We start from the raw sequence: 23,002 nt of genomic DNA on the forward strand, positions 1-23,002 counted from the left end.
CCCCCCCCCCCCCCCCCGCAACGCTGGGGTCAGACGCTCAGATGGTCACGCCGCCGTCCACGACCAGCGCCTGGCCGGTCATGAAGGTGCTGGCCGCCGACGCCAGGTAGACCGCCGCCCCGGCAATCTCGACGGGTTCGCCGATGCGGCGCAGCGGCGCGCCCTGGGTGGACTGCTTGTAGCGCTCGGGATCTTCCCACAGCGCGCGCGCAAAGTCGGTCTTGATCAGCCCCGGCGCGATGCAGTTCACGCGCACGTTGTGCGGCCCGAACTCTACGGCGAGGTTGCGCGCCAGCTGGAAGTCGGCGGCCTTGGAGATGTTGTACACGCCGATGGTGGGCGAGCCGCGCAGGCCGCCGATCGACGACACGATGATGATCGAGCCGTCCTTGCGGTCGATCATCTGCGGGGCCACCATCTGGATCAGCCAGTGGTTGGAGATGACGTTGTTGTCCAGCACCTTGCGGAACTGGTCGTCCGACACGCCGCTCATGGGCCCGTAGTACGGGTTGGACGCGGCATTGCAGACCAGCACGTCGATCTTGCCGAAGGCGCGGTTGGTCTCGTCGACCAGGCGCTGCAGGTCGTCCTTTGAAGAAATATTGGCAGGGACCGCGATCGCGGTGCCGGCGCCGTGGCGGGCGTTGATGGCATCCACCACTTCCTGGCAGGCCTCGATCTTGCGCGAAGAAATGACCACCTTGGCGCCCTGGACGGCCATCTGCTCGGCGATGGCGCGGCCAATCCCGCGCGAGGAGCCGGTGACGATGGCAACCTTGCCCGTCAGATCAAACAATGACATGGAGTCTCCTGTATGGCTGCGCCGGCGTCAGGGGCCGGCTTTGTCCTGGCGACGCGCCCGCAGGCAGCATCGCCGGGACATTATGGTGGCGCCGCTGGCCCCAGTCCACAGGCCCGGGTGCCGTGCGCCGGCCATATCAGGATTCTTTCTGCGGGCAATGCGCGCCGTGCATGGCAGGCATGCTGCATAGCAGAATAATGGCGCCTCAGGTGCCAGAGGATGCCGTTGCGGGCGCCAGCAGCGCTGGCAGGGCGTCGGCCAGGCCACGCCGCAGCTCATCGTCCAGCAGCACGCCAAAGCGATCCGACAAGGCCTGCACCACGGCCTCGGGCGAGGCCAGCCGGGTTCGGCGCACGGTGCCGTCAGCTGCGCGCTCGGCCAGCTCGCCGTCGGCCAGCGTCACGCGGGTGCCGCCGTCGGTGCGCGCGGCCATCAGCCGCTGCAGGAATACGCTGTCAGGGTGCGTCGATACATACCAGTTGCGCGGCACGAAATCGATCCACGGCTGCGGTGTCAGGTCGAAGCGGTAGACCTTGATCCAGCCGGCATCGCCGCGCGCCTCCAGGTCGTAGCTGTGGAACGCGGTGGCGGAGGTCTGCGGCGGCGAAGGCGCCAGACGGTAGGGGAAGCTGTCATCGGCCGGCTCGGACAGCGGCATCGCCCTGTATGGCGTGGGGCCGCCGAAGCCGACATCGGCGAGGTAGCTGCGATGCGCCACCTCCACCCGCAGCAGCATGTGCGAGGTCGCGGTCGGCACGTCGTCGGGAACGCCCCAGCGCACGCGCGCGGCCAGCGGCGTCACAACGTAGCCGAGCGCGCTCAGCCCGGCCGCAAGCAGGGTATTGAGTTCAAAGCAGTAGCCGCCACGACGGCGCGCGACGAGCTTGTCGAAGACCGCATCCAGCTCGATCCGTACTGGCCGTCGCAGCAGCGGATCGACGTTTTCGAACGGAATGCTGGCCAGGTGCGCGGCCAGTACGATATCCAGCGCTTCCAGCGTGGGCGAGGGCGGGGCGGCGATGCCGAGGCGCGCGAGCCAGGCATCCTGTTGGGGTGCGTCCAGGGTCATCATGGTGTGCGGGGCTCCGGTGCGATGCGTTCAGTTGAGCGCTTCCAGCGCCGGCAGGTCAAGCAGTTCGATGCCGCCATACTCCAGCCGCAGCAGCCCGCGCGCTTCCAGTTCGCGCAGCGCGTGGTTCACGGTCTGGCGTGACAGGCCCAGCATCTGCGCCAGCTGCTCCTGCGGGATGCGCACGCGCTGCGTGGCCTGGACCTGCGGCAGGTTGCCGTAGCCATGTGCGATCGCGGCCAGGCGCCGGGCAATGCGGGCCGCCGGCGGCAGCAACTGCGCTTCCTCGACATAGTTGAAGGCCTGGCGCGTCTTGGCTGCCAGCAATTGCCCGAAGGCCTGCCACCATGCCGGCTGCTGCGCCAGGCGCTGCTCCAGGCTGGAGCGCGTCACATGCCACAGTGTCGTGGCGCTGACCGCGCGCGCGTCGTGGGTGCGCGGCAGGCCGTCGAACAGGCAGATCTCGCCGAACCAGGTGCCGGGTTCCAGCAGCCCGAGCAACGCCGCCTTGCCCGATTCGCCGCTGGCGTGGATCTGCATGGTGCCGCTGGCGACACAATACAGGCCGTCGAAACGGTCGCCGCGGGCAAAGAGCGTCTCGCCGGCCACCAGCCGGCGCAGGCTGCCGTCATCGAGCAGTGCCTGGCGCAGTGCGGGCGGCAACTGGCTGAACCAGGCGCCGGCACGTACGGCAGCAAGCGCATCGTCGCGCGGCGGCACCGTGCCGGGCAGTTTGCCGGCGAGTTGCGGTTGAGGGCGTTGCGGCGGGCTCGCCAGTCCCATGCCGGTCTCCTTTCATATGGGGTTGTGCCGGGTGTCAGCAGGGACACACAAGGGCACGCTGCGACGGTCCGGACTGTCAAAAACCTGACAGACCAGACTGTGCGCGCCCACTACTATAAATCCACATCCCGCCCGCCGCGCAGCAGCAGGCGGCAGCGTCCGGCCGCCCTTGCGGCGCGGCACGCGCACGCCTGCGCATACAAGGAGATACCCCCGTGGAAACCCTGATCGAACACCTGGCCAACTACGCCGCCTACCATCGCGACCCGCGCAACGTCTTTACGCACTTCATTGGCATTCCGATGATCGTGCTGGCAGTGACGACGCTGCTGGCGCGCCCGGCGCTGCCGCTGGGCGACGGCTCTGCCTACCTGACGCCGGCGATGCTGCTGTACATCCTGTCGTGCCTGTTCTACCTGCGCCTGTCGCTGGTGTTCGGGGTGGCGATGGCGGTCATCCTGGCGTTCTTCCTCTATGCCGGCGCCCACATTGCGGCGATGCCCACCGCCTGGTGGCTTGCCATCGGCCTTGGCCTGTTCGTGGTGGGATGGGTGATCCAGTTCATCGGCCACTATTACGAGGGGCGCAAGCCGGCCTTCGTCGACGACCTGGTCGGCCTGCTGATCGGTCCGCTGTTCCTGGTGGCGGAAACCGCCTTTGCGCTGGGGCTGGCACGCGGCACGCGCGAGGCCATGGCCGCCCGCGCGCACTGATCAGGGCAGCCCCGCCGGCAGCCGCAGCCGCGCCGCCAGCCCGCCCAGCGGGCTCGATGCCAGCGCCAGGCTGCCGTCGTACATCGCGGCGATTTCCGTCACGATCGCCAGGCCCAGCCCGCTGCCGGCAGCGGCCTCGTCGAGCCGGCCAAAGCGGGCGGTGGCGAGTGCCTGCGCCTCCGGCGGCATGCCCGGGCCGTCGTCCTCGACCAGTATTTCGAGCTCGCCATCCGCTTCCTGCAGCGTGACGCGCACGCGCGTGCGCGCCCACTGGCAGGCATTGTCGAGCAGGTTGCCGAGTATTTCGACCAGGTCTTGCCGGTCGCCGGCAAAGTGCCCGGCGCCTTCAACCGTCAGCGCCAGCGCGCGCTCAGCGTGCAGCCGCGCCAGTGCTCGGGTCAGCTCCCGCACCGGCGCGCCGGCATCGATACGCTGGCCGCGCGCCGCCGCGGCGCCCGCGGCGCGGGCGCGTGCCAGATGGCGGTCGACCTGCCGGCGCATCGCTTCGACCTGCGCCGCCACGGCATGCGCCGGCGCCCCCGGCAGCGCCGCGGCCTCGTTGGCGAGCACTGCCAGTGGCGTCTTGACCGCGTGCGCCAGGTCCGCCGCCTGCCGGCGCGAGCGTTCCAGCGCCTGAGTGTTGCGTGCCAGCAGGGCATTGATCTCGGCCACCAGGGGTTCGACTTCGGTGGGCCAGTTGCCGCCCAGGCGTGCCTCGCGCCGCGCCTGCATCGTGCCCAGCGCGCGCCGCAGCCGCGCCAGCGGCGCCAGCCCAAACTTCACCTGCGCCGCAACCGCCAGCATCAGCCCCAGTCCCAGCGCCGTCAGCGACCACGCCAGCGTCCGGTTGAAGCTGCGGCGCGCGGCACGCAGCTCGGTCCGGTCCAGTGCCACCGAGATCTCTACCGGGGTATCCGCGGACGGCAGCACCAGTTGCCGCGACACCACCAGCAACGACTGGTTGCCGGGGCCCGGGCGCACGTCGGCCTGGGCGCCGGCAAGGCGGCGCTCCACCGTCACCGGCATTTCCGTATCCCACAGCGAGCGCGAGCGCAGCAGCGCGCCCGGCGCGCGCGCCTGCCAGTAGGTGCCGGAGTAGGGCAGCTCGTAGCGGGGATCGGCGGGGGTACGGGTGAGGACCAGCTTGCCGTCGGCGCTCCAGTCCAGCGCCGCGGCCAGGCCCGCCAACTGGTGGTCGAGCTGGCGCACATAGGTGTTGTTGACGTGGCGCTCGAACAGCGTCGACAGCAGCCAGCCGCTGGCGCCCAGCGCCGCTGCCAGCCAGACCGCCGCCACTGCCAGCAGGCGCAGCGCAAGGGATCGGCGCAGGCGGGCCGGCATCTAGGGCTGCGGTGGCGACGGCGGCCGCATGCGGTAGCCCTGGCCGCGCACGGTCTCGATGACATCCACGCCAAGCTTGCGGCGCAGCCGCCCGACGAAGACCTCGATGGTGTTGCTGTCGCGGTCGAAGTCCTGGGCATAGATATGCTCGGTCAGCGCGGTCTTGCTGACGATGGCGCCGGGATGGTGCATCAGGTAGTCCAGCACGCGGAATTCATGCGAGGTCAGTGCCACCGGCGTGCCGTCGACGGTGACCTTGCCTGCGCGCGGATTCATCCGCACCGGGCCGCATTGCAGCTCCGGCGCCGGCATGCCGTGCGCGCGCCGGATCAGCGCGCGGATGCGCGCGAGCAGCTCTTCCATGCGGAATGGCTTGGCCAGGTAGTCGTCGGCGCCGGCATCGATGCCTTCGACCTTCTCGGTCCAGCTGTCGCGCGCGGTCAGGATCAGCACCGGCACGCCGACCTGCGCGGCGCGCCAGCGGCGCAGCACCGAAAGGCCGTCCAGCCGCGGCAGGCCCAGGTCCAGGATGACGGCGTCGTAGGGCTCCTGCTCGCCCAGGTGGCAGGCATCCAGGCCGTCCGCGGCCACGTCGACGGCATAGCCGGCCTCGGCCAGGCTGGCACGGACCTGGGCGGCGAGGGCGGCTTCGTCTTCGACCAGCAAGATGCGCATCGGGGTTTCCTGTCGGTCAGGGTTTGCGGCGGGCGTTTTCCAGCCCACGCCCCTTCGCCTTGAGCAGGGCGGCCGTGCGTGCATCGTACTCGAGCTTGGCCACCGAACCGCCCGGCAACAGCAGCTTGACCTCGTATTGCCAGATGCCGTCGTCGCGGTCCAGCTCAACGCCGATGACGTCGCCCTCGTACTGGCGCGATACCGTTTCCAGGATGCGCGACAGCGGCAGGATTTCGCCGGACTGCACGGCCGCGCGGGCGCGGTCGGCGTCTTTGTCGGCGTGCGCGGCCGGCATTGCCGCCAGCGCCAGCAGCGCCGCAGCGACCAGCACGCCGGGGCGCAGGAGGGCCGGGAAGTTGAACTTCATGGCCCGGAGTTTGCCTCAGATTGCCTGAATGCGGGCTGAACGAAACCCTCGTGACCAGGCAGCAAACGGTAGCGCCGCAGCACGCGCATCGCTGCGCGCACAGGCACCGAAGAGCCTGCCGCGAACGCCAAAACGGGGGTACGTAGGCCGTATTCGCGTTTCCACTGAGGCAAAGCCGCGACAAAACCCGGGGTTTTCACGGGGTTTTACGTTTCGAATGCACGAAAACCCCTTGACTTACGGTACTTTCCGCTATGATTCAGTGGGCGTCGAGCAGACGATTGCGCAACGCTGAGAAGCAATGCGAAACACCTGCCGACACCCATCTGTTCAACTTACGAATATCGATATGGCGACCAAAGCGAAACCGACCGCGAAGACTGCAACCAAGCCCGCTGCCAAGAAGGCCGCGGCAACCAAGGCACCCGTGAAGGCTGCCGCCAAGAAGGCCACGCCGGCCAAGAAGGCTGCTCCCGCCGCTGCGCCCGTTGCGCGCCCGCTGAAGGACACCTTCAACAAGTCGAGCCTGGTCGCTCACCTGGTAGCCCAGACCCAACTGGAAGCCAAGGCCGTGAAGACGGTGCTGGCCCACCTGGAAACCACCATCATCGGCGCGCTGAACAAGAAGGGCGCTGGCGAGTTCACGCTGCCCGGCCTGCTGAAGGTCACGGCGCAGCAAGTGCCGGCCAAGAAGAAGCGTTTCGGCAAGGACCCGTTCACCGGTGAAGAGCGTTGGTTCCCGGCCAAGCCGGCCAGCGTCAAGGTCAAGGTCCGTCCGCTGAAGAAGCTGAAGGACGCCGCAGCCTGATCTGCGCCACGTTGTTCTGACAAGAAAGGAGCCGCTTGCCGGCTCCTTTTTTTTATGCGCGAGCGCAATACGTGCCGCGCGTTCCTGCATTTTCAGCCGCCGGCGACAGACCGGCGCGGGAGGAGACACGATGCCAAGTCTGCAAAGCCAGCTGTGGCGGCTTGCCTTGCGCCTGGTCCGCCGCAAGCGGCGGTTTGCCAGCGCCCAGGCGCTCCATGATGAAATCCGGCGGCGCCGTATCGTCGGACGCGCCTATCCGTCCCGGCGCCTGCGTGCGCGGCATGCGGTCAGCGAGGAGCGGATCGCCGGAATGGAGGTCTACACCGTGCGGCCCAGGGGCGGGCCTGCGCACGGTAAATCCCGCCATATCCTTTACCTGCACGGCGGCGGCTATGTCTTCGACATCGTCAGCCAGCACTGGGATTTCATCGGCAAGCTGGTGGACGCGCTTGGCTGCGCGGTGACGGTGCCGGTCTATCCGCTGGCGCCTGAACATACCCACCGCGACGTGTTCGCGGCCATGGTGCCGCTGTGGCAGGTGCTGCAGCAGCGCCATCCGGGCGCAGACCTGACCGTCATGGGCGATTCCGCTGGCGGCGGCATGGCACTGGCGCTGGCACAGGTGCTGCGCGACAGCGGCCAGCCGCTGCCGCGGCGGCTGGTGTTGCTGTCGCCGTTCCTGGATGCCACCGGCGACAATCCCGGCATCGATGCCCTGGAGCCGTTCGACCCGATGCTGTCACGCCCCGGGGGCATTGAATGCGGGCGCGTCTATGCCGGCGCGGATCCGGTCACCCTGCCGCAGGTCAGTCCCATGCACGGCGTGTTGCGCGGGTTGCCGCCCACCACGTTGTTTATCGGCACCCATGACATCCTGCTGCCCGACTGCAGGAAGTTCCGCCAGATGGCCGACGAGCAGGGCCTGCCGCTTCGGTATCACGAGGGCGAGGGAATGTTCCATGTCTGGATGCTGCTGCCGATGCCGGAAGCGGACGCGGCGTTTGCCGAGATTGTGCGGTCAGTGCTTGCCGACGACGCGCACGGCACGGAGGGTAGGGACGGGCTGGCGCCTGTGCGCACTGCCGTTGCCCCGCAGGAGGTGACCGACCCGGGTTGATGCCGGCCGCCCGGTGATTCACGCCAGGCTGGCCGCAACCGGATCCGACTGGAGCAAGTTTAACCTGCGTCAAATGTACAGGACGGGCGCCCCCCTAGAATCGGTCAGGTCATGGGTGCGGGGGCGCTCCCCATGACAGGGCTTCCGGAGTCTTCCTGAAGCTTCCGCCCGCGGCCGCAATGGCTGCGGGTTTTTTATTTGGCGGCCACCATCCGGTCCGCAAACTCAGGCCACCACCTGCTTGGCATAGGTTGCCCGCGCCATCTCGCAGACCTCTACCGACACCTGCACGTCCTGGCCGGTGCCGGAGCCGGCGCGCACGGCTTCGGCGATCACGTCGCAGACGGTCTGCGCCAGCGCCTGGCGCACGGCGGTGTCGCGGCCGTCCAGGATCGACAGGCGCGCGTGGACAAAGGCCCGCTCGACCGCGTCCACGCCCTGGCGGTAAGTCGACAGCGTGACGCAGCGCGACTTGATGTCCGCCTCCTGGAACTGTCCGGAGGCCAGCAGGGCGGCATTGGCTTCATCCAGCAACTCTTCCTGCGAGCAGTTCAGGCGGGTGTTTTCGGTGAGTTCGATGACGAGGTGAGGCATGGCGGCGTCCTGACTGTGTTCCGGTGAAACCGAGCATGATACGGGATCGGGGGCGCGTGGCGGGCGCACCAATGCAAACGGGGCGCTTTATGGCGCCCCGTCGGGATGTGCTGCTGGTGCGGATCAGGCGGGGACGGGCGTGCGCTCGCGTGCCGGTGCCAGTGCGCCGCCAAAGCGGGCCGGATTTTCCCGGGCGAGCTGCTGCAGCTGGGCCAGCTTGGCCTTCAGGCCGGCATCCAGTTTCGGTGCAGGCATCACCGTGGACGGGCAGGCCACGCCCAGGATGCCGAGCGCCTGCTGGAAGTTCTCCAGGGTCAGCCCGGCAGCCGGGTCAACGGTGACGAGATGCTCGCGCAAGGCCTCGGGCATCGACTCCGGGGCGGCGCAGGAAATGATCACGTAGTGAACCGGCTTGGCGCCCTGGGCGAAATAAGCTTCGATCTCCGCACCATGGCCGCCTGCGGCCGGCGGGGTCATGGCTTCGACCTGCAGGTCCAGCTGCTGCAGGATTGCCGCGGGCGTGCCGCGGCGCCAGGCGTCGGACACCACCACGCGGGCGCCGGCCACGCCGAACAACCTGCGTACGAACCCCAGCGCGACAGGATCAAAGAACCGGACGTCGCGCAGCGTGCCCGAATCCGGAATGCCGCCGAGGCGGGTGCGGGAGCGGTCGGAATACAGGACGCCGGGTACGTCCAGCATGATGAGTCGTTCAGCCATGGTTTCCTGTGCGGGTGACAGTTCAGTTGGTGTGAACCAAGATTACTCGCCACGGGCAGGCTGACACGTAACCGGCGCGGGTTCAGTTGAAACAGATCTGTAACTTTATCGGGGTAGACGTAAATGCCGGTTACGTCGCCATGACAAATGTTTCGCCCAGACACATCTGCCCGTTACAAAGATGACACGCACTAGAAGCGGAAGCGGGCCACATCGTCGGCCAGTGCCGCTGCGTGCTGGTCCAGCCGGGCTGCCTGGCTGGCCAGCTCATCGACCAGCGCCGCGTTCTGCTGGGCGGTCTGGCGCAGCTGCGATACGGATTGCCCGGCGGCCTGCACGCTGCCGGCCTGCTCGTCGGCAAGCGTGCGCAAGGCCTCGGCCAGCGCATGGCTGTGCCCGACGGTAGCCGCGATGCGGTCCATCGCCGCCACCACGCTGGCGCTCAGGCGCGCGCCTTGCTCGATCTCGTGTGTAGCGGTGCTGACGATGCCGTCGATCTCGCGCGCCGCATCGGCGCTGCGCTGGGCCAGCGCGCGCACTTCTTGCGCGACCACCGCGAAGCCGCGGCCGGCGGGGCCGGCGCGGGCCGCTTCCACCGCGGCATTCAGCGCCAGTATATTGGTCTGGAAGGCGATCCCCTGGATCACGCCGACGATCTCGGCGATATGGCGCGAGTGGCCGTGCAGCGTATCCATCGCGCCGCGCATCTGCTGCACCACGGCAGCGCCGGCATCGGTGGCGGCGCGTGCCTGGCTGGCCATCTGGCTCGATTCGGTGGCCTGGGCGTGCGCGTCGGCCACGCGTGCTGCCAGTGCCTGCATGCTGCCGGTGGTGGCATCGAGCGCGCTGGCCTGCCGCTGGGTGCGCGCCGACAAGGCGTGGTTGTCTTCGGCGATCTGCTGGCCGGCCGCGGTGATCTCCTGGGCGCTGGCCTGGATACGGGCCAGTACGCCGGCAAGCTGGTCGCGCATGCGGGCCACGTGGTGCAGCATGCTGCTGTGGTCCGACGGGCGCAGGGCAATGGTGGCGGTCAGGTCGCCGGCGGCTATGCGGCGAGCGATCTCGGCGGCGTCGCGCGGCTCGCCGCCAAGTTCGGCACGCAGGCTGCGCGCAGCGATCCACGCCAGCGCGGCGGCCGCCAGCAGGCTGGCGCCGAGCAGGGCGGCCATCCATGCCTGCGCGCGCAGCTGGCTGGCCGCCACGCTGGCCACAGTGGCGGCGGCCTTTTGTTCCTGCTGCTGGCGCACGGCTTCCACCTGCCGGCTGAGGGATTGCAGCTGTTCAGTAACGAAGTGGCCGTCGACCGAGACCGCGCTGTCGAATTGCAGCGAGTCCAGCGGCTGCTTGCGCAGCAGCGCCACGTAGGCCTGCACCAGCTCGCCGGTGCGCTGGCGTTCGCGCAGCAGCGGCGCGGCCTGTGCTGCGGCGGCCTGGCGTACGCCGGCCAGCGCAGCATCGAGCTGCGACAGGCCGAGCGCGACGTCGGCGGCGGCATCGTCGCGCTCGGTGCTGCTGGTGGCCATGGTCAACGCCAGCTGGGCACGGCCGAGGGTGGCCAGTGCCGACTGCGCGCGCTCGGCCGAGATGGCACCGTGCATGTCGTGCTGGTACAGGGTGTCGGTGCGCGCCTTGATCGAGACCAGGTTGGCGATCCCGGTCAACCCGACCGCGGCACCGAACAGGTACACCAGGGCAAAGGCAGCGCACAGGCGTGCCACCAGCGGCAGGCGGCCCAGTCGTGCGGAAAGCCGCGCGAACAGCCGCGCGGGGGCAGCTGCCCGGCTGCGGCCGGGCAGGTGTGTCTTGATGACTTGCACCACGGAGAAGACTCCAAACGGGCGTGCTGGCTCCTGAAGGATGCACGGCCCGGGCTTGACCCGAATTGCCGCGCGCGCTGTCCTCTGTCCGGGACGGTCGCAGGCGGCGCACGGATGGTCGATCATCAACGTGACGCCGGCGTGACATGGAATGAGGATTTTTGTCATCACGCTGTCATATCCATGTCATGCAATGTCGCTCGCCCTCTTGCCCCATCCCCGGATTTCCCACCATGACAGGCCTGCCTGCCGCCACGCCTTTGCTCGACCGCGCACCTGTCGCATCTGGTACCCCCATCGCCGCAACACTTGCGCATGCGCGGCTGCCGCCGCTGCATGCGGTATTCCAGCCGATCGTGCAGGCGGACAATGCCGAGATCCTCGGCTACGAGGCGCTGATCCGGGGGCCGGCGGGCTCGCCCTGGGCGAGCCCGGACGCGTTGTTCCGGCTGGCGCAGGGCGTTGCCGCGACCATGGCGCTGGAGATCCACGCGGCGCGCACCGCGCTGGCCGCCTGGCGCAGCCTGGACCTGCCCGGCAAGCTGTTCCTCAATTTCAGCCCCATGACGTTGCGGCACCTGCTGGCCGAGCGCGGGCGGCTGATGGCGGCGCTGCTGGAGGCCGGTATTGCGCCGTCGCGCCTGGTGATCGAAATCACCGAACAGACCCCGATCGGCGATGCTGCCAGCTTTGCCCAGGCGATGGCGGTGCTGCGCGAGCTTGGCATGCAGTACGCGCTGGATGATTTCGGCACCGGGCATGCCAACCTCGACCTGCTTGCGCACCTGTCGCCGCAGTTCGTCAAGATCGACAAATCGCTGGTGCGGGGCATTGCGTCCTGTTCGCGGCGGCTGGAGATCCTGCGCGCGCTGCTGCGCGTGATGAGCGCCTTTGGCGGGCGCGTGATCGCCGAAGGCGTCGAGGACGAAGACGAGCTCGCCGTGATCCGCGACCTGGGCGTGGCCGGCGCCCAGGGCTACTACGTGGGCCGGCCCTTGTTGCGGCCGGCCGCGCAGGCGCCGCAGCACGTGCACCAGGCGTTGGCTTCGCGGCATATCGCCGTGTTTCCGCAAATGGTGCGCTCAGGCTGGTCGGGCATCACCGCCGGGCGCCTGCTGCGGCCTGCGCCGACGGTGTCGCCTGCCACCAGCAACGATGCGGTGCTGCGCGTCTTCCAGGACCAGCCCGACCTGCAGGCCGTGGCCGTCGTCAATGACGAAGGCCGGCCGCTGGCGATCATCAGCCGCCAGGCTTTCATCGACCGCTACGCGGCGCCATTCCATCGCGAGCTGTATGGCAAGAAGGCCTGCATCGCCATGGCCAACCGCGAGCCGGCCTGCTTTGACCATCGCGCCAGCCTGGAGGAGATGGCGCAGATCCTGTCCGGCGAGAACACGCGCTCGCTTGCCGATGGTTTCGTGATTACCGAACAGGGCCGCTATATCGGCCTGGGCACCGGCGCTGATCTGATCCGGGCCATCACCGAAGTGCGCATGGAGGCGGCGCGCTACGCCAATCCGCTGACCTTCCTGCCCGGCAATATCCCGCTGAACCAGCATATCGAGCGCCTGATCGAAGCCGCCAGCGAGTTCCGCGCCTGCTATGTCGACCTGAACCACTTCAAGCCCTTCAACGACAAATATGGCTACTGGAAGGGCGATGAAATGCTCAAGGGCGCGGCCGCCATCCTGGCCGAGGCCTGTGATCCCGCACGCGATTTTCTCGGCCATGTGGGCGGCGACGACTTCCTGGTGCTGTACCAGAGCAGCGACTGGGCCGCGCGCCTGCAAGCTGCGATCCGGCGCTTCAACGACGCGGCGCGCGCCATGTATTCGCCCGCCGATCGCAACGCCGGCGGCATGCATGGCGAAGACCGCCACGGGCGGCCGGTCTTTTTTGCGCCAGTGTCGATGGCGGTTGGCGTGGTGTGCGTGAGCGGCGAGGGCGTGGCGGGCCTGCAGCGGCTGGGCAGCCAGCATATCGGCGCCGCCGCGGCGGCGGCCAAGCGCGAGGCCAAGCGCTCGGCAACCGGCATGGCCGTGCTGGATTTCCTGTCGCTGGCCGCGACGCTGTCGGTCTAGCGGTCCGGCTGCCTGCGTCTGGTGAGCCGGCGGTCCGCCGCGGGCAGCCTGGGCGCTGCGCCCCCTTCCAGTACGTCGAGCCGGTAGCCGTGCGCGTAGACGACAGTGATGACGATGCCGTTGGCGATGCCGATGCGCAGGGTCTTGCGCAGGCGCGACATCAGTCCCGCCAGTGCCCGCGACAGCGGCGCCAGTTCATGCCGCCACACCGCCTGCTGGATGCGGTCGCTGGACAGGACCCTGCCGACATTGGAAAACAACAGCATGGCCAGGTCGAATTCCTTCGGCGTCATTTCGATGCGCTCGTCGTGCAGCGTGGCAAAGCGGCCCACGCTGTTGAGCTGGTAGGGGCCGACGCGCACTACCAGGCCCTGGCGCAGGCGCTCGCCGGTCACCCGGCGGCGCAGCGCCGTGATGCGTGCCATGAGCACTCGCACATTGAGCGGGCGGCACACGTAGTCATCAGCGCCGGCGTCGAGTGCATCGATGAGGCCGTCTTCACTGCTGTCGGCCGCAAGCATGATGATGGGCACATCGCGTGAGCGCGCACAGCGCACGGCACGGATAACGTCGATGGCCGGCAGGTCTGGCAGTTCATCATCGATCAGCAGCATGTCGAACGGTACCTGGCTGACACCGTGGATCAGGTCGCGGCCCGTTTCAAACACGTTGCAACGATAACCGGAACGTGCCAGCAGTTCCGGCACCGGCCGGAGTTGGGGCGACTTGCCCATGAGCAGCGCAATATTCATCGATGGCGAAATACGAGAGCCGTGGCAGGGACGGCCGGACCGCGGCAGGGCTGGAGCCGGACAGCGATGGAACGAAGGCAGGCACCAGGCGCGCGCGCAGCACTACCGTTCGCATGCAGCAAGCGTACAAAAAGTGTGGTCCACAGGACAATCGGACATTTCTGAAATTTCTGCTGTTTTTTTTGATGGTGCTCGCGTTGGTAGCGTGACGGAGCGTTTGTCGGCGGGGCCGATGGCGATATGCAAAGTTGTCCACAGCTCCTGTGGACAAGCCAGGGCGCAGTGGCCGGACTGCGGCCTGGCACCGTGATGCTGTCGGCGTGCCAAAAAAGAAGGCAGCGCGCGGGCACTATGGGCGCCGTGCTGTCAACATTCGGGCAGGGTGTGCCAAAATAGCGCGCATCGCGTTCCGGTCCGGGGACTCAAGCCCACCGATGCTGCAGAGCCCGAGTGTCATCGCCATCATCGTCCTGTGCTTTCACGTCGTCGGCGTGGTGGCTGCCCTGCATGCCGTCATGACGGTGCGCACCGCGCCCGGCGCGATCGCGTGGGCGGGGTCGCTGCTGATGATGCCGTACTTCACGCTGGTGCCCTACCTGATCTTCGGGCGCAGCACCTTCGCCGGCTACGTCGACGCCCGGCGCTTCAATGACGACCACCTGCGCGAGCTGCGCCACGGCATGACCCCGCGCGAGCGCGAGGCGCGCAGCGCCTGCGTGGTCCATGCGCCGGCGCAGGCCTGCATGCGTGCGCTACCCCGGCTGACCGGCATGCCGTGCCTGGCCAACAATGACGTGCGCTTGCTGGTCAACGGCGAGCAGACCTTCGAGGCGATCTTTGCCGCGATCGCGCGGGCCAGCCAGGTGCTGATCGTGCAGTTCTTCATCGTGCATGACGATGCGCTGGGCCAGCGCCTGCAGGCGCTGCTGTGCGAGCGCGCGCGGGCCGGCGTCAAGGTGTACTTCCTGTTCGATCGCATCGGCTGCCACGCGCTGCCGCGCCGCTACGTGCGCACGCTGGCCGAGGCCGGCGTCGATGCGCGGGCATTCTCCACGCACCGCGGCTTTGTCAACCGGTTCCAGCTCAATTTTCGCAACCATCGCAAGCTGGTGATCGTCGATGGCAGCGAGGCCTTTGTCGGTGGCCACAACGTCGGCGTCGAATACCTGGGCGAACGCCCGCCACTGGCGCCGTGGCGCGACACCCATATTGCACTGCGCGGCAGCGCCGTGCTGGACCTGCAGATGGCCTTTGCCGAAGACTGGTTCTGGGCCGCGCGCGAGGTGCCGCACCTGCTGATGCCGCCGCCAGAAGCGGGCGGGCGCATGACCTGCCAGGTGGTGCCGTCAGGCCCTGCCGACGCGCAGGAGACCTGTTCGCTGTTCTTTGTCGAGGCCATCCAGGCGGCGCGCCACCGGCTGTGGATCACGTCGCCGTATTTCGTGCCCGACGAGGCGGTGTTTGCGGTGCTGCGGCTGGCCGTGCTGCGCGGCGTGGATGTGCGCATCCTGATTCCGGCGCGGCCCGATCACCTGGTGGTCTATGCCGCCTCCACTATCTATGCGTACCAGGCCGTGTCCGCGGGCATCAAGCTGTATCGCTACCAGCCCGGCTTCCTGCACCAGAAGGTCATCCTGATCGACGACGAAGCCGCGGCGGTCGGCACCGCCAACCTGGACAACCGCTCGTTCCGGCTCAACTTCGAGCTGATGGTGATGACTGCCGACAAGGGCTTTGCCGCGAGCGTGGCCACCATGCTCGAAGCCGACTTCGCCCAGGCCCGGCGCGTCGGGCTGAACGAGTTCCTCGATGCGCCGGCGCCGCTGCGCGTGGCGATGCACGTCGCCAAGCTGTTTGCGCCCATCCTCTGAAGCCCGCGTTCCGGTCCGCTGGTTCCTGCAATTCTCAATGCAACAGACTTGTTGCGGCCTGATTGTGTACACTGTTCACTATAAGCGTATGCACATCATGAACCGTTATCCATATTCAAGGGGAGCCGCATGACCCGGGCTGTCCCCGCGCCTCCGGCGCGCGCCACCTACCGCCACGGCGACCTGCGCCGCGCGCTGCTGGACGCAGGCATCGACCTGGCACGCGAGGGTGGCCCCGACGCCATCGTGCTGCGCGAGGCCACACGCCGTGCCGGCGTGGTGCCCAATGCCGCGTACCGGCACTTCGCCAGCCGGCAGGACCTGCTGCAGGCAGTGCGGGCCTCGGCCTTGTCGTCGCTTGCCATTGCTATGGAGGGTGAAATCGGCGGGCTGCGCCCGGGCCGTGGAGCCGCCGCGCATGCGCGTGCCTGCCTGCGTGCGGTCGGCACCGGCTACCTGCGCTTTGCGCTGGCCGAGACCGGACTGTTCCGCACCGCGTTTTCGGTGCCGGATGAAGTGGAAGATGATGCAGATCCGGCCAAGGCAGGCAACAGCGGTCTCAATCCGTTCCAGCTGCTGGGTGCGGCGCTGGACAAGCTGGTGGAAGCCGGCGTGCTGCCGCCCGAGCGCCGGCCGGGTGCGGAGTACCTGGCGTGGTCGGCCGTGCATGGCCTGGCCGTCCTGCTGATCGACGGCCCGCTGCGCAGTCGCGCCAAGGAGCAGGCAGAGATCCTCGGGCAGCGCCTGCTCGACATGGTCGAGAAGGGCCTCTAGCGCCTGCAGCAGGATCACGGCGAAAAAAATGCCACGATGGCCAGAAACCATCGTGGCAGTGTAAGGAACCAGGAAGGGGGTCAACCTGGCTCTGTCGGGGCACCCGCGGGCCGGGTGCAAGAGGACTGTATTCCGTTGCTTCTCAGCTGAATATCGGACATTTCTTAAATATCGCCCTGAACTGTCTCGATCTACGCAGGTCGATTGCCGCGCGCTATCGGGGCGCGTCCGCATTTCGAGGAATTGCGCGGCCTGCAGAACAGTCTAACTTGCTGTCAGGCAGCCGAACGCCGGCGCCACGGTGAGGAGCGGATCATGCGATATGGATTGGGAGCGGCCCTCTGCGTGGCAGTGCTGGCTGGCTGCGTCGCCTATCCCTATGCTGGCGACTCTTACTACCCTGCTTATCCGGCTTATCCGGCTTATCCGGTTTCCTCTGCCTACTATGACGGTTACCCGGCGCCGGCGTACTACCCGTACTACCGTCCTTGGCCGGGCTACGGTGGTTTCTACGGCAGCTTTACCTATATCCATGGCGGCAGCTACGGCAGGCATGGCGGGCATCACTGGCATGGCGGTGGTGGCCGTGGGCACGGTGGCTGGCATGGGGGCGGGCGCGGCGGCAGGGGGCGATGAGCCTGCGTCGCCGTGATGGCAATGCGGCCTGCACGGGATTACCATCGGCTCATGGATGCCAACGGAGCCCCATCGCCATGACCAAGCCCGCAACGCAGAAGCACCAGACGCCAGCCTCCCGTGAACAACAGCGCAAGGATGAACTGATCGAGCGCGAACTGGACGAGGGGCTGAAAGAGACATTCCCGGCGAGCGACCCGGTGGCAGTCGATACCCATGCGCCGCGCAAACCCACGCCGGAACCGAAACCGGCGAAGTAGGCGGACAGGCTATGCCGCGGCGCGCGCAACGCGCCCCGCGCGATCCGGCGTGCTATGGCAACTGGCGCAGCTGCCCGATCACCGACATCAGCCGTCCGTGCGCCACGATGACGCCGGACTCGTCCTGCAGGGCTTCCTGGTAACGCTTGCGAAAGGCCGGGTCAGAACCGTCGCTGAACAGTCTTTCCGCTGCGCGTCCGACTGCACGGCAGGTTTCGTCGTGGTGTTCCTTGGCCTCCAGCTCTTCGTCGATCTCGATGATCAGGCGCGACAGCGGGTCAAGCCAGCGGAAGTAGTTGTCTTCAGTCACCAGTTGCACAAACAGGCCTGCAGGAATCGGGCCGTTCAGGCGCTCATACTGGGTTCTGTCATAGCCGATGACTTCCTTGTGAACCTGCAGCAAGGCAGCCCGCAGGGCTTTCAGCCCCGAGCGCCGGGTTTCCTGGGTGGCGAGGAATTGTTCGTTGGGCATCCCCATCTCCGCGTTTCTACTTGTTCCGGTCCAGGCAGGCGGTGCGCAATTGCATCCCATGGGTCGCCGCTGCACATCGTGCCAGTGGCGATTGCCTGCTGGATTCTCCGGGCGCGGCCGGCCATGCCTGGCACTGTGCGGCGCGCTGCCAGTATAGGCACGCCCTGCAGCCCGAGCCAGCGCTGCCAGCTAGCGAAATACCCGTATTTGCGCCGGCTGCGCGGCATGATTGGCGCCAGTTGCAAGCCGCCCTCAGTCGCCTTCGGCGGATTGCGACGCTTGCGCCAGCAGGTCGGCAGCACGCGAGCGCCGCGCGTCCGCGGCGCGGAAGTAACGTACAACCGTCGACACGCTTGCGTGGCCGGTCATGGCCATGGTCTCGGCCAGCGGCACCTGTTGCGCAGCAGCCTCGGTAACGAAGCCCGAGCGCAGTGAATGCGCTGAGTAGTCGCCCTCCAGTCCCGCCAATGCGCAGCGCGTCTTGACGATGCGGCTGACCGCCGCATCGGACAAACCTTCTCCCACATGCCCGCCGCGGCGGATGCGGCGAAACAGCGGCCCGCTGTTGATGCCGGCGGCAGCAAGCCATGCCTCCAGCGCCTGGCCGGCGGCACCGGTGACGGGCTTGGCGGTATCGGCGCGCTCGTTGCCTGACTGGTTGGTCTTGGACCAGCCCAGTGCATAGACGAAATCACCGGGGCCAAGCCGGGTGAGGTGGCCGAGGGTCGCGCGCGCGACTTCAGAGCGGCGGCGCCCGCCACTGGCCCATGCAAACAGCAGCAGCGCGCGGTCGCGCAGGCCGCGCAGCGAGTCATCACAGGTATCGAGCAGGCGCAGCAGCGGATCGCGGGTCAGCGCCGCCTTGCGCGCCTGGCGCTGTCCGCGGCGCGCATAGGCGCGCCGGATGCCGGCCATCAGTTCGCGCACCGCAGCTTCGGCGCAAGGGTTGGGCAAGGCCTGCAGGCGATGGGCCTTGGCCAGTACCGCCAGCCGGTGCGTCAGCGTGGACAGCGCGGGCGGGCCGGGTCGTGCCTTGTATCCGTCAGCGACCAGCGCCTGGTCGATGGCCGCGGGCATCTCGCAGACAGGACCTTGCGGCGTCTGTCGCGTGGCGTGGTCGACGATGAACTGGATGACGACGGCAGGCGCGAGCGGGAGCTGCACAGGTTGCCGGTAGCGCAGGGCATACCAGGCAGACCAGTAGCGCAGTGCGGACCGGTAGCTTGCCACCGTGTTTTGGGATTCGCCTTCGCGGCGCAAGGCATTGGCCGCTTGCTCGGCAAGGGGATCCAGTTCGGACGGGCGAAGCGGCGCCGGTAGTTCGACATCGGATGCAATCGGTGGAAAGTAGGCTTCGTGGGCTTCTCGGATTTTTATCATATTAAATATGATGTATGCTGTAATATATCATATGAAAAGGACAGATAAAAGCCGATAAGTCTCCATTATCGAACCTTATTTGTCCTCTCACAGACTTTTTGCCGGATCCCATCATGGAAACCCTTCGCAGCCGTGGCATTACCCGGGACGACGTCTGGCAGGCCGCCGACAGCCTGCTCAAGGCCGGCCAGCGGCCCACCATCGAACGCATCCGCCTGCACCTGGGGCGGGGCTCTCCCAATACGGTCAGCCCGCACCTGGATGCCTGGTTCGCGGCACTGGGTGGACGTATCCAGGATCCACAGGCCTTTGCGCCCGCACCCGGATGCCCGGAGCCAGTCACGGAGGCAGCGCGCTATTTGTGGGATGCTGCGCTGCAGGTAGCCAAGGCTTCGGCCGAGGCCGCGCTGGTGCAGCGTGAGGCGGCACTGGCCGAGGCCCGGGCGGCACTGGAGCAGGAGCGCCAAGCGCTGGCGCAGGAACGCCAGGTCATGCAGGCTCGCCTGGAAGGGGCCGAGACGGCCATGGCGGAACTGACACGGGCCCGCGACGACGCTACGGAGCGTGCCGTGCGCGCTGAAGCTGCAGCCACCGCCCTGCAGCAACAGGCGGAGACAATGCGCGCAGAGTCGGCCGCGGCGCTGTTGGCACACAACGCCATGCAGCAGGATTTCGCCGCGCAGCGGGCGGCGTGGGACCAGGAGCGGGAAACCGTGACCCAGCGCGCCGCCGCCAATGAGCGCCGCATGGCGCTGGAGCTGGACGCCGCGCGCGTGGCGGCCAGGGAGGGCCAGAAGCTGCTGGAAGCCGAGCGCAAGGCGGCCGTTGAGCGGCTGACGCGTGCTGCCGAGGCCGCGTCGCGCCAGGGCAGCGAGATGACCCGCCTTGGCCAGGCGCTCGCCGTGCTGGAAGAACGTGTGCGGCAGCGGGAAAGCCTGCTGGCCGAGTATCGCAACCAGGCGGATGCCGCAACCACGGCCACCACCGGCCCCGGTAGCCCGGCAGTCCGCCGCACACGGCCGGCCCGCGCTGCGCTGGCCGCCGGCAAGGGCAGTCGGCGGCGTACGCGAGGCGTATAGTGCACCTGCCGCGGCGGCAACTCAGGGATACATGGCGGGTGCCCAGGTGGATTTTGTCAAATGAGCTATACTGAATGCTCATTTGATGAGGTCTGCCATGCCGCTCATGCTCACTCCCAAAGGCCGCTATCCGCTGGCTCATGAACGCCCGGCTCCGCCCGAGCTGGGCGTCAACAACTACGTCGCCGTCTATGAGGCCAGCCTGTCGACGCAAGGCGCCATGTCGATCATCCGCGCGATTCGTGAAGGTGTGCCGGCTTCAGACCTGAACCGCCTGGCCGAATCCATGGGCACCACCAAGGAGCAGCTGATCAAGACACTGGACTTGCCCCGCGCCACCGTGGACCGCAAGGCACGGGCGCACCAGAACCTGTCGAGCGAGCAGAGCGAGCGTGTGCTGGGCATGGCGCGGCTGGTCGGGCAGGTCCAGGCGCTGGTGGAAAGCTCGGGCGATCCGCGCGGTTTCAGCGCGGCGCAGTGGGTGGCGCAGTGGCTGGAGCAGCCTTCGCCGGCGCTGGGCGGGCGCCGCCCCGCTGAGCTGATGGATACGCTCGCCGGCCAGCGTATCGTTTCCGACCTGGTGGCCAGGATGCAGAGCGGGGCGTACGCGTGAGGCCAGCCTGGCGGATCGCGACCGACACCCCAGACTACACCGCCGACGACGCCAGCGGCGCCGGCGCCAAGGCCACCGGCGGGCGCTGGAACCGGCAGGGCACGCCCTTGATTTATGCGGCGTCCAGCATCGCGCTGGCTTGCCTGGAAACGCTGGTCCACCTGGGTTCAGGCGGGCTGCCGCTGAACCGCTACCTGGTCCGGATCGACATCCCCGACGAGCTATGGGCGGCTGCGCAGAAACTGAGCGTCGACACCGCCCCCGTAGGCTGGGATGCCATTCCCGCCGGAAAGACCAGCCTCGACACCGGCGAAGCCTGGACCGCCGGGGGCACCAGCGCCTTGCTGCTGGTGCCTTCCATCGTCATCCCTGAAGAGCACAACGTGCTGGTCAACCCGGCGCACCCCGACGCCGCGCGGCTGGCTTACGTCAAGGTCCGCCGCTGGCAGTACGACGCGCGCCTGGTCTGAGGCTCAGGCCGTGGCGCCCGCGCGCAGCATGTGCTTCTGGATCTTGCCGCTGGTGGTCTTGGGCAATGCGTCCACGAAGTGATAGCGGCGCGGGCGCTTGTAGGCTGCCAGCCGGTCACCCTGCAACAGGAAGGCGTCGAGCTGCGCCGCGCTGACCGGTCCGTCGCCGCGCGTCACCACATAGGCGCCGACGACCTGGCCCCAGGTCGGATCGGGTTCGCCCAGCACGGCTACCTCCAGCACGGCCGGGTGCTCGATCAGCGCGTCTTCCACCTCGCGCGGATAGACGTTCTCCGCGCCGGAATTGATCATGTAGTCGATGCGATCGCGGATCCACAGGTAGCCGTCCGCATCCAGGCTGCCGAGGTCGCCGGTGTGGTACCAGCCGTGCGCGAGCGCGCGCGCATTGGCATCCGGGCGGTTCAGGTAGCCCTGCATCATGCAGGGGCCACGCACCAGCACTTCGCCGACTTCACCGGGCACGCACGGCTGCATGGGGTCGGTCGGCTCGCCGTCGTCGCGCAGCCTGGCCACCACCAGCTCATGGCCGAGCGCGGGCAGGCCTGCCGAGCCGGCGTGGCTCAGCTGCTCATGCGGGTAAAGCACCGACATGCACGGGCCCATTTCCGTGGTGCCGTACACCTGCACCAGCCCGGCGCCGACCTTGCGGTCCCATTCGCGGATCAGGTGCGGCGCCATCGACGCGCCGCCGTATTCCACCAGCCGCAGTGAAGACACGTCGCGTGCGTCGGCATCCGGATGGTTCAGCAGCATGCCCACCATGGTCGGCGCGGCAAAGAAGTGCGTGACGCGCTCGCTTTCCACCAGTTGCCAGGCCTCGCCCGCGTCGAAGCGGCGCTGCAGCACCTGCGTGGCGCCAAGCTGCAGCCGCGGCAGGAAGCTGGTGTGCAGCTCGGCGGTATGGTTCAGCGGCGCCACCGACAGGCCCACGTCCTCGCGCGACAGCGTCATGGCCTGGTGCATCATCGCGTTGTGCTGCAGCTTGCTGCGATGGGTGTGCACCACGCCCTTGGGGCGGCCGGTGGTGCCGCTGGTGTACATCAGGATGCAGGGATCGTCCTCATGGACCGTCACCGCGGGCGGCGTGGCGGGCTGGGCCGCGGCCAGCGTATCGAGCCGATGCGTGGCGAAAGCGGGGGCGGCATCGGGGTCTGCGTAGATGCGCAGCGCGGTGCCGGGCGCCAGTTCGGCGGCCTTTTCCACCACGCCCGCGCCTTCCTGCTCGAACAGCACTGCCTTGGCGCCGCCATCGTTCAGGATGTAGGCCAGTTCCTGCGCAGCCAGGCGGTAGTTGACCGGGTTGTAGACCGCGCCGATGCGCGCCGTGGCCAGCAGCGTGAAGACGAAGGCCGGAGTGTTGTAGAGGAAGGCCGCGACCACGTCGCCCTTGCCGATCCCCAGCGACTGCAGTGCGTGCGCGTGGCGGTTGACCTCGGCATCGAGCTCCGCATACGTCCACGCGCGTCGCCCGGCACCGATGCCGCTGACCAGCGCGGTCTTGCGCGGCAGGTAGCGCGCGGGCCAGGAGAGGGTGTCGCCAAGGGTGATGCCGCGGGTCAAGGTTGTACTCCGGTCGTGGTCCGCCGGCGCGTCGGCAGGCGGTTGTTGTCTTGTAAGCCGGACAATATAGAGCGGCGGGTGGGGCACATGGAAATAACGTTTTGCTCTTTCCTTATGCCGGAGTTGCAGTCATGCGATAAGGCTCTTGCGTGATACTGTATATTCATACAGTTGCTGCCGCGCCCCGTTTCCTGTGTCCGCCGTCCCGCCACCCATTCCAGCCCCGC

Annotated in this window: 24 protein-coding genes; 11 read left to right on the plus strand and 13 right to left on the minus strand. The window is 67.9% G+C overall.

Translation table 11 applies throughout. The features are described 5' to 3' along the window. Window positions 1-37: 37 nt before the first annotated feature. The 3 genes from AC3WRI_RS21090 to AC3WRI_RS21100 all read right to left on the minus strand — a co-directional run bounded on the left by AC3WRI_RS21090 (window position 38) and on the right by AC3WRI_RS21100 (window position 2,654). Window positions 38-802: an SDR family oxidoreductase gene (locus tag AC3WRI_RS21090; RefSeq protein WP_011617096.1), complete on the minus strand. Its 765-nt coding sequence runs from the start codon at window positions 800-802 to the stop codon at window positions 38-40. Between the two features lie 205 nt (window positions 803-1,007). Then, entirely contained in the window at window positions 1,008-1,874 is an 867-nt protein-coding gene (locus AC3WRI_RS21095; RefSeq protein ID WP_011617097.1) for an arylamine N-acetyltransferase family protein, read from the minus strand. Window positions 1,875-1,901: 27 nt separating this feature from the next. After that, window positions 1,902-2,654, minus strand: a complete 753-nt coding sequence (locus tag AC3WRI_RS21100; RefSeq protein ID WP_010809412.1) for a Crp/Fnr family transcriptional regulator — start codon at window positions 2,652-2,654, stop codon at window positions 1,902-1,904. Between the two features lie 215 nt (window positions 2,655-2,869). On the opposite strand from AC3WRI_RS21100, the gene AC3WRI_RS21105 reads away from it, so the two are divergent. After that, window positions 2,870-3,367, plus strand: a complete 498-nt coding sequence (locus tag AC3WRI_RS21105; protein WP_492294009.1) for an Mpo1 family 2-hydroxy fatty acid dioxygenase — start codon at window positions 2,870-2,872, stop codon at window positions 3,365-3,367. Here the strand turns inward: AC3WRI_RS21105 and AC3WRI_RS21110 are convergent, their stop codons facing one another. Genes AC3WRI_RS21110 through AC3WRI_RS21120 form a run of 3 tightly spaced genes read right to left on the minus strand, consistent with a single transcriptional unit; the run spans window position 3,368 to window position 5,750 of the window. Continuing rightward, window positions 3,368-4,708 carry a sensor histidine kinase gene (locus AC3WRI_RS21110; protein WP_011617099.1) on the minus strand — a complete coding sequence of 447 codons (1,341 nt, stop codon included), beginning with the start codon at window positions 4,706-4,708 and terminating at the stop codon, window positions 3,368-3,370. Next, on the minus strand, window positions 4,709-5,383 hold the full coding sequence (locus AC3WRI_RS21115) for a response regulator transcription factor (protein WP_011617100.1): 675 nt from the start codon (window positions 5,381-5,383) through the stop codon (window positions 4,709-4,711). Window positions 5,384-5,399: 16 nt separating this feature from the next. Further along, window positions 5,400-5,750, minus strand: a complete 351-nt coding sequence (locus AC3WRI_RS21120) for a PepSY domain-containing protein (RefSeq protein WP_010809408.1) — start codon at window positions 5,748-5,750, stop codon at window positions 5,400-5,402. 349 nt (window positions 5,751-6,099) lie between these two features. Here AC3WRI_RS21120 and AC3WRI_RS21125 point away from each other — a divergent pair, with 349 nt between their 5' ends. Both AC3WRI_RS21125 and AC3WRI_RS21130 read left to right on the plus strand, forming a co-directional pair. Beyond that, window positions 6,100-6,558 (plus strand): HU family DNA-binding protein, encoded by a 459-nt coding sequence (locus AC3WRI_RS21125; RefSeq protein ID WP_010809407.1) that lies wholly within the window; start codon window positions 6,100-6,102, stop codon window positions 6,556-6,558. A 130-nt stretch (window positions 6,559-6,688) separates the two neighbouring features. Next, complete coding sequence (locus AC3WRI_RS21130; RefSeq protein WP_011617102.1) at window positions 6,689-7,675, plus strand: alpha/beta hydrolase fold domain-containing protein; 987 nt, start codon at window positions 6,689-6,691, stop codon at window positions 7,673-7,675. Between the two features lie 225 nt (window positions 7,676-7,900). Here AC3WRI_RS21130 and AC3WRI_RS21135 read toward each other — a convergent pair whose 3' ends face one another. From AC3WRI_RS21135 to AC3WRI_RS21145, 3 genes are all read right to left on the minus strand, one after another. Beyond that, window positions 7,901-8,269, minus strand: a complete 369-nt coding sequence (locus AC3WRI_RS21135; RefSeq protein ID WP_492294011.1) for a 5-carboxymethyl-2-hydroxymuconate Delta-isomerase — start codon at window positions 8,267-8,269, stop codon at window positions 7,901-7,903. 123 nt (window positions 8,270-8,392) lie between these two features. Further along, the gene (locus AC3WRI_RS21140; protein ID WP_058697090.1) at window positions 8,393-8,989 is read right to left on the minus strand and encodes an HAD domain-containing protein; all 597 of its coding nucleotides are present in this window, start codon (window positions 8,987-8,989) and stop codon (window positions 8,393-8,395) included. Window positions 8,990-9,180: 191 nt separating this feature from the next. Beyond that, window positions 9,181-10,809: a methyl-accepting chemotaxis protein gene (locus tag AC3WRI_RS21145; protein WP_058697091.1), complete on the minus strand. Its 1,629-nt coding sequence runs from the start codon at window positions 10,807-10,809 to the stop codon at window positions 9,181-9,183. A 230-nt stretch (window positions 10,810-11,039) separates the two neighbouring features. Here AC3WRI_RS21145 and AC3WRI_RS21150 point away from each other — a divergent pair, with 230 nt between their 5' ends. Beyond that, the gene (locus tag AC3WRI_RS21150) at window positions 11,040-12,887 is read left to right on the plus strand and encodes a phosphodiesterase (protein ID WP_492294013.1); all 1,848 of its coding nucleotides are present in this window, start codon (window positions 11,040-11,042) and stop codon (window positions 12,885-12,887) included. Here AC3WRI_RS21150 and AC3WRI_RS21155 read toward each other — a convergent pair. Further along, window positions 12,884-13,639: a response regulator transcription factor gene (locus AC3WRI_RS21155; RefSeq protein WP_439672699.1), complete on the minus strand. Its 756-nt coding sequence runs from the start codon at window positions 13,637-13,639 to the stop codon at window positions 12,884-12,886. The two genes, AC3WRI_RS21150 and AC3WRI_RS21155, sit on opposite strands and share 4 nt — an antisense overlap. Before the next feature lie 434 nt (window positions 13,640-14,073). On the opposite strand from AC3WRI_RS21155, the gene cls reads away from it, so the two are divergent. From cls to AC3WRI_RS21175, 4 genes are all read left to right on the plus strand, one after another. Next, on the plus strand, window positions 14,074-15,510 hold the full coding sequence (gene cls / locus AC3WRI_RS21160; RefSeq protein ID WP_010809400.1) for a cardiolipin synthase: 1,437 nt from the start codon (window positions 14,074-14,076) through the stop codon (window positions 15,508-15,510). Window positions 15,511-15,639: 129 nt separating this feature from the next. Next, window positions 15,640-16,284, plus strand: coding sequence for a TetR/AcrR family transcriptional regulator (locus tag AC3WRI_RS21165; RefSeq protein ID WP_010809399.1), 645 nt, complete (start codon window positions 15,640-15,642; stop codon window positions 16,282-16,284). Between the two features lie 315 nt (window positions 16,285-16,599). Further along, window positions 16,600-16,920 (plus strand): hypothetical protein, encoded by a 321-nt coding sequence (locus AC3WRI_RS21170; protein WP_492294014.1) that lies wholly within the window; start codon window positions 16,600-16,602, stop codon window positions 16,918-16,920. A gap of 77 nt (window positions 16,921-16,997) precedes the next feature. Continuing rightward, complete coding sequence (locus AC3WRI_RS21175; protein ID WP_010809397.1) at window positions 16,998-17,180, plus strand: hypothetical protein; 183 nt, start codon at window positions 16,998-17,000, stop codon at window positions 17,178-17,180. A 52-nt stretch (window positions 17,181-17,232) separates the two neighbouring features. Here AC3WRI_RS21175 and AC3WRI_RS21180 read toward each other — a convergent pair whose 3' ends face one another. Then, window positions 17,233-17,658, minus strand: a complete 426-nt coding sequence (locus AC3WRI_RS21180; protein ID WP_035823937.1) for a hypothetical protein — start codon at window positions 17,656-17,658, stop codon at window positions 17,233-17,235. Window positions 17,659-17,904: 246 nt separating this feature from the next. Continuing rightward, the gene (locus AC3WRI_RS21185) at window positions 17,905-19,032 is read right to left on the minus strand and encodes a site-specific integrase (RefSeq protein ID WP_041688081.1); all 1,128 of its coding nucleotides are present in this window, start codon (window positions 19,030-19,032) and stop codon (window positions 17,905-17,907) included. 113 nt (window positions 19,033-19,145) lie between these two features. On the opposite strand from AC3WRI_RS21185, the gene AC3WRI_RS21190 reads away from it, so the two are divergent. The 3 genes from AC3WRI_RS21190 (at window position 19,146) to AC3WRI_RS21200 (ending at window position 21,194) form a co-directional block, all read left to right on the plus strand. Next, entirely contained in the window at window positions 19,146-20,111 is a 966-nt protein-coding gene (locus AC3WRI_RS21190) for a DNA-binding protein (RefSeq protein WP_492294016.1), read from the plus strand. A 97-nt stretch (window positions 20,112-20,208) separates the two neighbouring features. Further along, window positions 20,209-20,724, plus strand: a complete 516-nt coding sequence (locus tag AC3WRI_RS21195; RefSeq protein WP_011617109.1) for an Xre family toxin-antitoxin system antitoxin — start codon at window positions 20,209-20,211, stop codon at window positions 20,722-20,724. Further along, window positions 20,721-21,194 (plus strand): RES family NAD+ phosphorylase, encoded by a 474-nt coding sequence (locus AC3WRI_RS21200; protein ID WP_011617110.1) that lies wholly within the window; start codon window positions 20,721-20,723, stop codon window positions 21,192-21,194. Before AC3WRI_RS21195 ends, AC3WRI_RS21200 begins: the two co-directional genes overlap by 4 nt. A gap of 3 nt (window positions 21,195-21,197) precedes the next feature. On the opposite strand, the gene AC3WRI_RS21205 is transcribed toward AC3WRI_RS21200, so the two are convergent. Then, window positions 21,198-22,775: a fatty acid--CoA ligase gene (locus AC3WRI_RS21205; RefSeq protein ID WP_011617111.1), complete on the minus strand. Its 1,578-nt coding sequence runs from the start codon at window positions 22,773-22,775 to the stop codon at window positions 21,198-21,200. Between the last annotated feature and the right edge of the window lie 227 nt (window positions 22,776-23,002).

It is taken from the genome of Cupriavidus sp. FW305-27 (assembly GCF_058787995.1).